General features: G+C 45.2%; 9 protein-coding genes and 1 pseudogene. 2 read left to right on the plus strand and 8 right to left on the minus strand.

Features of this window, described 5'->3' with window-relative positions; genetic code table 11:
• Positions 1 to 6: 6 nt before the first annotated feature.
• Complete coding sequence (locus ACR64J_RS05695) at positions 7 to 615, minus strand: septal ring lytic transglycosylase RlpA family protein (protein ID WP_435950901.1); 609 nt, start codon at positions 613 to 615, stop codon at positions 7 to 9.
• Between the two features lie 367 nt (positions 616 to 982).
• On the minus strand, positions 983 to 1,717 hold the full coding sequence (locus tag ACR64J_RS05700; RefSeq protein ID WP_435950902.1) for a glucose 1-dehydrogenase: 735 nt from the start codon (positions 1,715 to 1,717) through the stop codon (positions 983 to 985).
• Between the two features lie 197 nt (positions 1,718 to 1,914).
• Between ACR64J_RS05700 and ACR64J_RS05705 the strand changes: the two are divergent.
• Positions 1,915 to 2,474, plus strand: a pseudogene (locus ACR64J_RS05705) (DUF924 family protein).
• 3 nt (positions 2,475 to 2,477) lie between these two features.
• Here the strand turns inward: ACR64J_RS05705 and ACR64J_RS05710 are convergent.
• The 6 genes from ACR64J_RS05710 to ggt form a co-directional block, all read right to left on the minus strand.
• On the minus strand, positions 2,478 to 2,957 hold the full coding sequence (locus tag ACR64J_RS05710; protein WP_435950903.1) for a PACE efflux transporter: 480 nt from the start codon (positions 2,955 to 2,957) through the stop codon (positions 2,478 to 2,480).
• 55 nt (positions 2,958 to 3,012) lie between these two features.
• Positions 3,013 to 3,912: a serine O-acetyltransferase gene (cysE, locus tag ACR64J_RS05715; RefSeq protein WP_435950904.1), complete on the minus strand. Its 900-nt coding sequence runs from the start codon at positions 3,910 to 3,912 to the stop codon at positions 3,013 to 3,015.
• Positions 3,913 to 4,049: 137 nt separating this feature from the next.
• On the minus strand, positions 4,050 to 4,991 hold the full coding sequence (locus ACR64J_RS05720; protein WP_435950905.1) for an RNA methyltransferase: 942 nt from the start codon (positions 4,989 to 4,991) through the stop codon (positions 4,050 to 4,052).
• A complete protein-coding gene (locus ACR64J_RS05725) occupies positions 4,991 to 5,374 on the minus strand; it encodes an Hpt domain-containing protein (RefSeq protein WP_435950906.1) in 384 nt (127 codons plus the stop codon). Before ACR64J_RS05725 ends, ACR64J_RS05720 begins: the two co-directional genes overlap by 1 nt.
• Positions 5,375 to 5,443: 69 nt before the next feature.
• A complete protein-coding gene (dnaE, locus tag ACR64J_RS05730; protein WP_435950907.1) occupies positions 5,444 to 9,148 on the minus strand; it encodes a DNA polymerase III subunit alpha in 3,705 nt (1,234 codons plus the stop codon).
• A gap of 264 nt (positions 9,149 to 9,412) precedes the next feature.
• Positions 9,413 to 11,275: a gamma-glutamyltransferase gene (ggt, locus tag ACR64J_RS05735; protein ID WP_435951029.1), complete on the minus strand. Its 1,863-nt coding sequence runs from the start codon at positions 11,273 to 11,275 to the stop codon at positions 9,413 to 9,415.
• A gap of 210 nt (positions 11,276 to 11,485) precedes the next feature.
• Here ggt and ACR64J_RS05740 point away from each other — a divergent pair, with 210 nt between their 5' ends.
• Positions 11,486 to 13,456 carry a hypothetical protein gene (locus ACR64J_RS05740; RefSeq protein ID WP_435950908.1) on the plus strand — a complete coding sequence of 657 codons (1,971 nt, stop codon included), beginning with the start codon at positions 11,486 to 11,488 and terminating at the stop codon, positions 13,454 to 13,456.
• Positions 13,457 to 13,517 lie beyond the last annotated feature (61 nt).

Raw genomic sequence — 13,517 nt, forward strand, 5'->3', positions numbered from 1 at the left:
TAAACCTTAGGGTCCAGATACGCGCTCAATAGAGACATTGCCGACGCCTTTGCTAGTAATACCAAGCTTTTTGGCAGCACCATAAGATAAATCTAGAACACGATTACCATGGAAGGGGCCACGGTCATTAACTTTTACCACAACGCTTTTACCATTGGTCTTATTGGTCACCTTAACGTAGCAGTTGAGCGGTAGTGAGCGATGCGCGGCTGTTAAGGCATTCATGTCGAAAGTCTCACCACTAGCAGTTTTGCGGCCATGAAACTTACGACCATACCAAGAAGCGAGGCCACTTTGAGTAAATTTGCTCAATGAGTTAGAAGCGGATGCAGTTAGGCGCTCTAAAACGTCATCATCTTGGCTCACTTGTGCGGTGTCATTAGTGAGCAATGAGCTATTTAAGGCTAAAGATGATGGCTGACGAGCAGATTTGACAAGACTTGAAGCACCATCATGCTGGCGAGTAAGTTCACTTAAAACGCGGTCAATATGAGAGTTGTTGTCTTGTGACAAAGTACTGTAGGCGCTTTCTGCTGCATTAGTATTGATAGCTAAGGTTGAGCCTGCAAACAGACAAACTGACAGGGTAAGTAAACCAGATAAACGCTTATTCATAAATACCTCTATAACTTATACGTTAGCGCTTAGTCCAATCCTTGGTACTAAGCGGAGCGCTGTTAGAATCTTTTAACGCTGCTGACTATACTTACAAGTTATAACTCAATGATTGTTTAATGCTATCTTTATCAGTAGCTTTGTATAACTTGTGTATCGGTTCTGATTAACAGAGGTTAACTCATAGTTTTATAAAAAACAAGCATTAATACCTGTAAGTATAAATTAACAGTCAGTGTATTATTTGAGAAACAATACAGCAGGCTAAGTGAAATAAGCAAAATAGTGTCGGATGAATCTAACTACTCAACACTATCTTGTTATTTATAAGCTTCAAACTACAGGGATTTATGGTTGCACTCAGAGGCTATTTGGCGGTCAAACCGCCATCAATAATGAATTCTGAACCAGTGGAATAACTAGAGTCATCAGATGCCAAAAAGAGCACCATACTACTGACTTCCTCCGGCTGAGCGACGCGCTGTAAAGGAATGGTCTTAGCAAATGCCTCAACAGCGTCTTTGGTATCGCCTTGAGAGATCATAGGCGTAGCAATCACACCTGGATGCACAGAATTGACACGTATGCCAAAGGGCGCGCATTCAAGTGCTGCAGCTTTAGTCATACCGCGTACCGCAAATTTGGAATCGGTATAGCCAATAGCGCCGCCAACCAGACCGTTGATTGAGGAGATATTAATGATAGAGCCTTGCTTGGCCGCTTTCATAGTTGGGATGACTGCTTTCATCCCCAAAAAGACTGAGACTTGATTGATCTCGAGGATTTTACGATAGTCATCAACCGAGGTATCCAATATCGATTTGTGCGTGGTAATGCCTGCATTGTTGACGAGCACATCGATTTGACCAAACTTAGTTATTGTAGCCTCTATCACTTGTTGCCAATCCGCCTCGTCAGTGACGTCTTGTTTGACGAATAAAGCATTATCACCAAGCTCTTTGACCAGCGCTTCGCCTTTGTCAGCATTGATGTCTGTCAACACTACCTGAGCGCCCTCAGCAATGAATAAGCGCGCATGAGTCTCGCCCATACCTTGAGCGGCGCCTGTAATGATAACGACTTTGTTATTTAATCGAGCCATGATATCTCCAAATTTTACAATAACTGTATGTGAGGTAATAACTGTATATAAGGTATAGTATAAGCCATTATGAACAATTTTTGGCTTATAAGCCTAAAGGTCTTGTTCCTATTCAGTAATAGTCTAAAAATATAAGAACGATATATAGAAGTTAAGATCACCTAAAGTCAGAGTGATATCGATTAAAGGCGTCATTAATGTATCAGGAGATATTAGAGTTTTGTTTTAAAAAGGTGGGCAGCCAAAAGTTTTTTGAAAAGGATGTCGCTTTTGATAAGCAGCTGACTAAACGTTTCTCTGCTGTGCTTGAGCAAGCTTTGGCGGCAGAGTTTTATGAGTGGCGCAGTAGTATCGAGGGCAGGCTGTGCGAAATTATTATTTTAGATCAATTCTCACGCAATATTTACCGAGGTACGCCCCAAGCCTTCGCGCAAGATGCGATGGCGCTGGCCTTAGCGCAAGAGGCAGTAGCCGCTGGGATATTAGATAAGCTCACTCAGGTAGACGCTAGAAAGTTTGTGCTAATGCCCTATATGCATAGCGAATCAAAACTCATTCACAAGCAGGCTGAGCCGTTATTTGCAGAATATACCAATCAGCAGACGCTAGAGTCTGAGATAAGACGCTAGAGTCTGAGATAAAACACAAAGTCATCATCGATAGATTCAATCGCTACCCGCATCGCAATAAAATCTTAAATCGTATCTCAACTTTGCAGGAAATAGAATTTTTAAAGCAGCCAAACTCTTCTTTTTGAGATTTAGCGCTCAGTGAGAGTAGCAGTTTGATGTGGTAGGGCAAAAATAGTGTCAAAGGCTAGGGTAAATAAAAAGGTATAAACCAAAAAGGCAAGGGTCAGCGATATCTCCATAGTCAACGCCATCCAAATGCCAACCCCGTACCAGATCATATAAAGAGGCAAACAGACCACAGTCAAACCGCCCTCAAAGCCGATAGCGTGAATACTACGAATCAAAAAAGTGCGTTTTTGAATATGCTTGCGCCGCTCCCAATACTCAAACAGCGTATTATAAATATAGTTCCAAACGACAGCAGTACTGGCAATAATAATAGCGAGGATAAGAGACTGCTGGGTATCACTGCCGCTAAGTACCACTAGAATAAAGGTCGTTAGCATGACCGCAAATATCTCAAACAATGTCACATAGAGTACTCGGCGCTTAATAGGACTTAAAGTAATCAAGACAAGCTCCAGCAAACGCTCAGGCTGATGGCTCAAGCTTATTGATCATACTATCTTTTTAAGCAGTCAGTGACTTCTAGAGCAGCTTAAGTTACTTGTGCTTATCATTATCGATGACATCTATATCATCTTGACCAATAACGTCCAAATCCTTTAGGCACAATCTATCGTATTCCTTTTTACAAAAGCTTGGGTCTATCTTGCACATAGCGTCTTGCAATTGATCTAGGCGAGTCTCAGACTGCTGAATGTGTTCGAGCATTTTTGCAAAGGCTTCAGCCACTGGGTCTTGCGAATAGGGATCGATGCCGTAGGCTTGAAAAGTAGTCGTACGTGCTGTACTTTGTTTTTGATTGGACTCTTTTGTACCCGCTTTGGCAGCTTTTTCTTGTTGCTTAGCATCATTAACTTTGGTCGCAATCGGGTTGCCTTTTTCGTCATGATAATCAGAGATCATGCGTGCCGCGTTACCGACCATCGTCGCGTTTTCTGGTACAGGTTTGACAACTACAGCATTTGAGCCGATCTTGGCATTTTTGCCAACGGTAAAGGGTCCTAATACTTTAGCGCCCGCGCCGACCGTCACGCCGTCCTCTAAAGTCGGATGACGCTTGCCATCGTTCCATGAGACCCCGCCCAAAGTGACGCCGTGATATAAGGTAACATCATCTCCAATCTCAGCGGTCTCGCCGATCACAACGCCTACGCCATGATCGATAAAAAAGCGTCTGCCGATTTTGGCGGCAGGATGAATCTCAATACCCGTAATAATGCGCGAGCCATAAGAGATGGTGCGCGCGGCAAGTTTATGGTCACGCTCCCACAAGTAATGAGCGCTACGATGTAAAATAAGCGCGTGAATACCAGGGTAGGTCAATATCACCTCTAGGCTATTGCGCGCTGCAGGGTCTCGGGTGAATACCGCCTCAATGTCTTCTTTTAATTCTTTTTTGACACAAGATAAGGATTTAAATAAGGTTGTGAATGACATAAGGCATCCTTTTTTATCGAATAATAGATGGCGACAATAACAGTAGCAAAATAATACACAAGCTAATGATAAAGTTATAACAGCTTTGGGATTCAAAACCTAGTCATCAGCTTTAAAATAAAAACAAATGATACAAGCTACTCTTTAGCAAGCTTGGCGATGAGTGCACTGAGCAATTGATATTCTTTTTGATCAAGCTGCAACCGCGCGCCGAGCCGCGACAGCCTCAGCGGTAGCGATCTTAGATGCTCACTATTAGCAAGGCCGCGATCGACCATCAAAGTAGTGATACGATCGGTGAGCTGCTGTAACTGCTGCTGACTAATAGCAGGCTCATCCCACTGTTGACGCAGATAAATATCTAGCATCGGATGAGCGTCGTTTTGCTCGTTACTATTGGCAGCACCACTGAGGCTAGCAGTATCACTAAGGCTATCAGGTGTCTTTGATTTATCCTGAAGATGATTTTGTGCGTAAGCATAAATAAAACTAGCAATAACTTGTACGGCTGATGCGACGTTTAGCACAGGGTAGGCGGGATTGGCGTCAATTTGGATATGATAATCTGCGTGCGCCAGCTCTTCATTGGTCAAGCCGCGGTCTTCACGACCAAATAGTATAGCGATATTAGGCTTATTTTTGGCAGTGACAGGGTTAGAGATTTTGGAATCTAGGCTTTGGTCATCAGGAGTGACCAAGGACTGCTGATCAATAAAATGAAAGATGATCTTGGCCGCTTGGGTTGGCGTGACTACGGGGCACGGCAAGTGGCGGCTACGGCTGCTGGCAGCAAATACTAGCTGACAATCCGCTATAGCCGATTCAAGCGTTGGGGCAATGCGTGCTGATGATAATATCTTATGGCCACCTGCTGCGTGCGATACACTGGTATCATCTACTGGCAGTTTAGGGTCGACCACGCTAAGACGCGATAGTCCCATAGTATGCATGGCGCGCGCCGCTGACCCTATATTGGCAGGCAAGGTGGTGTTGACCATGACCACCTGCACGCAATCAAGATAGTCATTTATACTAAAGGGAGAAAGTTCTGCTGTTGTGGCTAAAGCGTCGTGAGCCATTAAATCTCCAGTCGTTTGTTTATTTCAAGTTCTGCACGATTTAACGCCACTGATAGAGCCTCAATTCGTTCGGCTTGCTCACTAATACGCCGAGCCCGGCAGGCTTCTTGCAGCTGACTACTCAAAGTAACCAGCTGCGTGGTTCCCAAATTTGCACTAGCGCCCTTTAGTGCGTGAGCAACCTCAAAACCGTTAGCATTATCATCTGCTTGCATCGCGGTACGTAGTGCATCTATACGCACTCTACAATCGGCAAAATATACTTGCACCAAATCAGCAAAGTCTTCTTCTAATAGATCGCGCATGTCTTCAAATTGCTCTTCATCTATAATCTCATCGTCAAGATAGTCGTGCCCTGCGCTCAAGTTTGCGGTGTCATCCATGGCTAAGTGTCCAATAAAAATTAAAATGCATAGTATAATATAAACGATAAAAGTTGACTATAAAAACAGCTAGCTAAAGTGAAAATGTAAGCTATCTTCATCAACCATACTTCTTAATTGCTGTAAATTATCGTCATTAGGATAGACACGCCAGTGCTCAGACAGCCCGACGTTAGCGATGCCATAGATGTCATAAACACTAAGACCGAGCGGCAGACAATTATCGTTTATTGAATCGTCGGTATTGCTCAAAACCTGATTGGCATAGTTTAAGCTATTTTGATCGATAGAATCTGGACTCGTACCTGACCCAAGCGCCATTAAGTCATTACCGTTCTCATCATATAAACTACCATTCATAGTGGGGTCATAATGATCACTATCGTTTTGATCTTGATCGTCACTATATAATGCACGCGGCGCTGGAATAATGTCCGCTTGTGCCGCTTTGAGGAGAGGCTGCAAGCGCTGTAGTAGAGTAATATCGCTACCATGGACTTTGATGCTAATCTTCTTCATCCAGCGCAGGCGAGCATCGACCATACTCATGGCATTATCGAGACGGGCGAATAGGCGCCCGTCGCGTTCACGGATGCTGCCTTTGATAATGACGACCTCATCAACTTTCAATTGCTCTTTGACGCGGTTAAAGCGCTCAGCATAACAACTAACCTCAAGCCTTGAGGTGCCATCATCTAAGGTAATGACATGACGATTACCAAAGTTTGCCATATCTATTATTAGACCAGCAAAATAGCAGCTGCCGTTATAACCTGTGTCCGCTAATGTATTGAGTCTTGTGCCTGAAGTATAGCGTTTGAGCTCATCTAGATACTCGTTGATAGGATGACCTGTCAGATACAGACCTAAGGTGTTTTTCTCCGCTTTTAGGCGATGCTTATCCCCCCAAATCAGCTCAGGCGTCATTTTGAGTGCAGGCGTAGCAACCACGCCATCCATCTCCCCAAACAAATCCATCATACCAAGCTCATTGTTTTGACGGTCTTGTTCAGCCGCTTGCACAGCGCTTGGCAACTGACTCATCAGCGCTCCGCGAATCTCGTAAGCGGTCTCTGCTGACAAGTCAGGACGGAGAGTTGCCGCAAAATCATCAAAACAGCCTGCGCTAATAAGCGCCTCTAGCGTACGTTTATTGACTTTTTTGATATCGACACGGCGACAAAAGTCATAAAGGTCTTTAAAGGGTCCATCTGCACGGCGCGCGCTGACAATAGACTCAACTGCGCCTTCACCGACACCTTTAATCGCACCAAGACCATAAATAATATTAGTTGGGGTATCCGCGACAAAATGCCACGCGCTACGATTAACCGAAGGATTAACCACCGTCAACCCAAAATTTTCACGGCAATCATTAATAAAAAACACGACGTTGTCGGTGTTGTTCATGTCGGATGTAAGTACCGCCGCCATAAACTCACTTGGATAGTAGCGCTTTAGATAGGCAGTTTGATAGGCAAGTACGCCATAGGCCGCAGAATGTGAGCGGTTAAAACCGTAGCCGGCAAACTTTTCCATCAAATCAAAGACGCCGCCTGAGGTGACCTCATCGATGCCTTGATCGGTGGCACCAGTCACAAAGATATCACGCTGCTTGGCCATCTCTTCAGGTTTCTTTTTACCCATGGCGCGGCGCAGCATATCCGCGCCGCCTAAACTATAGCCTGCCATGACTTGTGATATTTGCATGACCTGTTCTTGGTAGACAATAACGCCGTTGGTGTTCTCAAGTATCGGCTCAAGATTGGGATGATCGTAGATGACCTCTTCACGCCCGTGCTTGCGATCGATATACATCTCCACCATACCCGCGTCAAGGGGACCTGGACGATACAGTGCGCACATAGCAATGACGTCTTCGATATTGGTCGGTTGCAACTTAGCAAGGTACTTTTTCATACCCATACTCTCAAGCTGAAACACTGCTGTGGTCTTGGCCTCTTGCAAAAGTTTATAAGCTTTTGCATCATCTAGGGGCAAGTCTTCTAGTACTAAAGCATTGATACCTTCGCGCGCGCGGCGCTCATTGATGTTTTTGACCGCAGCATCAATAACGGTTAAGTTACGCAAGCCCAAAAAGTCAAACTTGACAAGTCCCACATCCTCGACATCGTCTTTATCGAATTGACTGACGCGGTGACCGTCATCATCACAATAAATGGCGCTAAAGTCGGTGATTTTGTTGGGTGCAATCAATACGCCGCCTGCATGCTTACCGACGTTTCGGCATACCCCTTCAAGCTTAATAGCCATCTCCCAGATCTCAATAGCGTCCTCAAAATCCATATTATTAGGGTTAGAGATGAGGTCTTTGAGCTGCGGCTCTTGTTCGAGCGCTTGAGAGAGTGTGATACCAGGTGTTTTGGGTATCAGTTTTGATATTTTGTTGGCCAAAAAGTACGACTTGCTCTGGACGCGCGCCACATCTCGTACCACAGCTTTTGCCGCCATCGTACCAAAGGTGATAATCTGCGAGACCGCTTCACGGCCATAAGTCTGCGCCACATAATCAATAACTCGATCACGCCCATCGATACAAAAATCAATATCAAAATCTGGCATCGAGACCCGCTCTGGGTTCAAAAAGCGCTCGAACAATAGATCATAATGAATAGGGTCAAGGTCGGTGATATTGAGCGCATAAGCGACTAGTGAACCTGCACCAGAGCCTCGACCAGGCCCTACAGGGACGCCGTTACCTTTAGCCCAGCGGATAAAGTCCATAACGATTAAGAAGTAGCCTGGAAACCCCATCGATAAGATAACGTCAAGCTCGTATTCTAAACGCTCGTCATAGGGCTTACGGATATCCGCCCAATTATCTGCGCGCTGATCTACTGGAAATAGCCTATCTAAGCGGTTATTAAGTCCGCGCTGCGACTCTGAGCGAAAGAACGACTCTATGGTCTCGCCCTCAGGCACAGGAAAGTCAGGCAACACGTTGATACCTAGCTTTAAGATAACGTTACAGCGTGTCGCTAGGTGTATCGTATTATCAAGTACTTGTGGAATATCGGCAAACAGCTGCGTCATTTGCGCCTGCGTTTTGAGGTACTGCTCTTCTGAATAATGCTGGGGACGATTTTGATCGGCAAGAACATATGAGCCTGCGATACACACGCGCGCTTCGTGAGCGTCAAAATCCTCTTGCGCCATAAACCGCACATCATTGTGAGCAATAATAGGGATATTATGCTTTGCGCCTGCGTGAATAGCGGCGCTGATAAAGGCATCTTCGCCTGAACGGTTGGTACGTTTGATGGCAAAGTATAGCCGATCATCAAACTTCTCTTGCCACTCAGTGATTAGCTCATTGGCACGTTCTGGCATGGAGCCAAGCAAGGCCTGACCAACATCGGACTTTTCAGTAAACAGCGCGATAACGCCTGACGCATGAGCTAATATGTCACTACGTTTAACGATAGGAATACCGTGATTGGCAGGATCGCTGCGCCCATCAGTAAAACCAAGCGAGACAATACGCGTGATGTTCTGATAGCCTTCATTATTCATCGCGAGTAGCACTAGACGCGTGTCTTCGTGATCCATGATGATCTCGCTACCGATGATCGGCTTAATACCTGCACCCAAGCAGGCTTTATAAAACTTTACCGTCGCATACAGGTTGGATAAGTCGGTCAATGCTAGCGCGCGCTGATCATCCGCCGCCGCCGCTTTAACAAGCGGCTTGATACGGACGATAGAGTCAGTAATTGAATATTCGCTATGAATGCCAAGATGTACAAATGCCATAAAAGACTCTTAAAGTGCAAGCAGTAAAATAGGTGATAATGGTATAATTATCAAGAGGTTGACTAGATTATTAGTCAGTAAAGGTATAGGGTTATTTGTTTTAAATGTGGTCGTTAATGATAGCATTGTTTGGTGGTGACAGCCACCGATTACAGGCGCTAAATGAATCATAAAGGGATAAATAAGTAAGTAAATCTTCCAAAAAATCCCCTCTACATTTTTGATAATAGAGGGTACTTTTTATTATACTTTGAGTAGCTATCTTTAATACCCAACCACTCCCGCATCGACAATACGCGGATCAGAGGATCCATATATTCCATTTGGCGTGAGCATAATGGACTGGGTTGAACCCATAGCGGCCTTTGGACTGACCGTATGTCCCATAGATTCAAGTTTTTTGACCGTATCGATATTGAGCGCTTTTTCTACTCGTATCTCATCGGGCAGCCATTGGTCATGAATACGCGGCGCGTGCGTGGCCTCAGCGATATTCATATTGTGATCGATGACGTTGGAGATGATTTGGGTGACAGTAGTAATGATACGGCTACCACCGGGGCTACCTGTGACAATATATGGTTTGTCGTCTTTAAATACTAACGTCGGACTCATCGAAGACAGCGGACGCTTATTCGCTTCAACGGCATTGGCATCCCCGCCTAATAGACCATAACCATTGGGCGTGCCAGGCTTGGCAGAAAAGTCATCCATCTCGTTATTGAGTAATATGCCCGTACCTTCTGCAACCAGACCCGTGCCATATGAGAAGTTGAGCGTATAGGTATTGGCGATTGCATTGCCGTCTTTATCCACGATAGAGAAATGCGTAGTTTGATCACTCTCGTACGGCAGTGGGTTGCTGGCTTTAATGGTATTTGCTGGCGTAGCTTTGTTTGGGTGAATTGAGCGGCGCAAATTATCAGCATATGCTTGAGAGGTGAGACCGCTCGCTGGTACGTCAACGAAATCTGAATCTCCTAAGTACTCAGCGCGATCGGCATAAGCCAGTTGCATCGCCTCACTCATCAAATGTATAGTTTGTGCGCTGTTTTGACCGTAGTCACCCAGCGGATAGCCTTCTAAGATATTCAGTATCTGTACGATATGGATACCGCCAGAGGAGGGCGGCGGCATAGAGACGATCTCATAACCACGGTAGTCGCCTGTGACTGGCGCGCGCGCGATGGCTTCGTAATTAGCCAAATCTTGCACGCTCATATTGCCGCCTGCGTCATTGACTGCTTTGACAAGTTTACGTGCGGTCTCCCCTTTATAAAAGCCATCAGCACCTTGTGCAGCAATTAATTTCAGAGAGCGAGCAAGCTCTAGCTGCTTTAAGCGTTCACCTGGTTGATACGCGCTGCCATCAGGTTTAAAAAACACCTTTTTGGTACTCGGCCATTTTTGCAGGCGATCGGTTAATGCGGTGAGTGATTCTGACAAGCCCGCCGTGACTTCAATACCATTTTCAGCTAAAGCAATCGCTGGAGCCATCACTTGCTCGCGGCTCATGGTGCCATGGTCATCGAGCGCTTTTAATAGTCCTGCTACGGTACCTGGTACGCCAACAGCTAATCCATGAAAGCGCGACAAGTCACTGACCGCATTGCCATCACTGTCTAAGTACATATCACGTGAGGCACTGCTTGGTGCTTTTTCGCGATAATCGAGCGCGACCGTTTTGCCTTTCTTTGCATCATAAATCATCATAAAGCCGCCGCCGCCAATGTTGCCTGCGCGCGGCAGGGTCACGGCCAAAGCAAAGCCAACCGCGACCCCAGCATCAACGGCATTGCCGCCGTCTTTTAGAATTTGTAAGCCAATATCAGAGGCGAGCGCTTCTTGGGTTGCGACCATGCCATTCTTTGCCCAGACGGGATGGTGAATGGCGTCAGCTGAATAGATGGCTTGGTCGGTTTTAGCTTTGTTAGTTGTGGATATCAGTGTATTGGTGGGCGCTCGGGTAATGCTCTTGGTCTCAAGTACGATCGTAGGATTGTCGGTCATGATAGCAAGATTGATAGCGCTGGTGTTAATCGATGAGTTATTAATAGTCTTGCTATCTATGGGTTCAAGCGCATGCGCCGATACAGACAGAAATAGTGAGCTACTTATCAGTAGCATGGCAGATTTTAAATTTACGCTACCTTTAGCATTTAAAGTAGTACGTAAAACTTCGCTGTGAGTTTGAGAAGATAGGTATGACATCGCAAATTCCTTTTTATGCAGTTAAAAAGTTACTTTCATATTACTCATTTGTAATGTTTTATGCTATAAATAACCACAATGCTGTGTGACTAATTAATGTTGATTGATTTGATTAAAGGAATATATATGTCTATAACTCGTCCTGCTAGAGGTAAGCTACAATTCTACTCTTATCATTCGTTTAAGATTGCTTGTTATACAGCGTTCAGCGCTGCTGCTATTAGCGGTTGTCAATCCACGCCAAGCACTGCGCCGCAGACAACAGGCGCGTTGATAGATTATAGTGTGACAGACATGTCGTTAAATCAGGCGCAGGGTCGTGCGTTTAATGAGCATTTGCAGGCAAGTCAACAGCAGCACGAGCAATTATTTACGCTACCTAATAGCGAAGCACAGGCCAAAACCCGCCTGCTTACCGCGATACGCCAACATCTAGGAACAGAGCATGTGTCGGTGTCGCAAGCGCATTATCAAGCAGTACCTTTTATCGATGCCGATAGTATAGATGCGGGCGCGACGGGTCTGCTTAGAACCATCATTGAGACTTACGCTTATAGTGAAATGCAAGATGAGGACGATAGCAACTATAGTAATGATGACGACTATGACTACAATCTAAATGATGAGAAACTAAGCTCCGCTAGAGCTGAGATTGAGGCAGCGATGGATGCAACTGATGCTGCCAGAGCGCTAGAAGAATACGATGCCGATGCTGATGTCAACAAAGTAATCGTTGCTGAAGAGGCTTATGAGTCGATAGCTAGTGATTATGACACCGAAGGTTATGATGAATACGGCTATGATCAAGACGGCTACGATAGATATGGATTCGATCAATATGGTTATGACGAGTATGGCTACGATCAATATGGTAGCCAAGATCCATACTTAGAGGGTGACGATGATTATGACACAGGCGGCGCACTCTCAGGCTTATCAAAATTAAATCCAAGAGACTTGTTTCGTAAATACGAAGTCATGCAAGCGCAAAAACAAGCAAAAACTGCAGCGCCGGCTGACGCACTACCACCTATGTCCACTGGCATGTTAGGCCTGCTACTCGATAGTATTCATCGTACTCCAGAACAAATAAAGGCCACCAATGCCTATCAATATCGATACCTAACTTTTAACAGTGTTAGTCAATTTAAACCTGAGCAAAAACGCATTCAAAGCGTCTATAGTTATGACTACGCCGCGCCTACGATGAGCTCATCGATACAGATTCCCTTAGCACTTGATTTTGCTAATAGTCGCTTGAGCCTTGATCCCTCCGCCATCATGCCAGTAGTGGCGCTTATCAATCCAGAACAGACGCCGACGCCTAACGAGATGACAGCGCACACGGTAGATTTTGGTTTGCCTGAGAGTATCACCTCGCAATTGCCCTCTGCTGTCATTTATGACGCTGTCATTACGGGAATACAAGGGAGCATGGCAGAGATATCCCCTGAATACTTTAGCGCTGTGGACATTCGTGATGACACCTTTGCCAAGCAAGTAGGGGCGAGTAGCGCGGTAAAAGTGTACTTCGGTAGTAAGCAAAGCGGCGAGATGATTGGGCGTATGCTCAAATATATCAGCCAGTCTTTGAGCGCATACGTTGACGCCCATCCAGATAGATACCCTGATGGCGCGCTACTCAAAACCGCGATTGACAAGATTGAAGTTTATAACAAAGGCTATCAAAGTGCGGACGTCGGTGCTCTATTGCAACTGGTAGAAGCTATTGCGCCCATATCCTTTAATCATACCAACTACTATTATCTAAACCATTCAGATCGCTTAATTGCCAAGCAGCAGCGTACCAATATCGGTAGCGACCTATTTGGTGCCAAACTGACAGTGCTTAACCAGACGCGCTATGATGCGCAAAGCTACAATAACCATGCGCTCACGCCACTACTTACGCAGTCGTTTGGTCCTAACGCTGCGTCTGCTATTGATGGTAATGCTTGGCTCAAACAATCTAAGCTCAATAAAGAGCGGCTAGAGCAAGCCAGGTATGCTCGATATGACTATAACGATGCTTATGACGCGATGGAAAATCCTTATGAGTATGAAAATGATGAATACGAGGTTGACGACAATAATTAATTTTAAGCATGACAAACTCGTGTTTTAAAACGTATTCAAGATAAAAAATATTAAGGATAAA

Origin of the sequence: Psychrobacter sp. DM8 (assembly GCF_051307025.1) — a bacterium.
In the GTDB taxonomy this organism is placed as follows: Bacteria; Pseudomonadota; Gammaproteobacteria; order Pseudomonadales; family Moraxellaceae; genus Psychrobacter.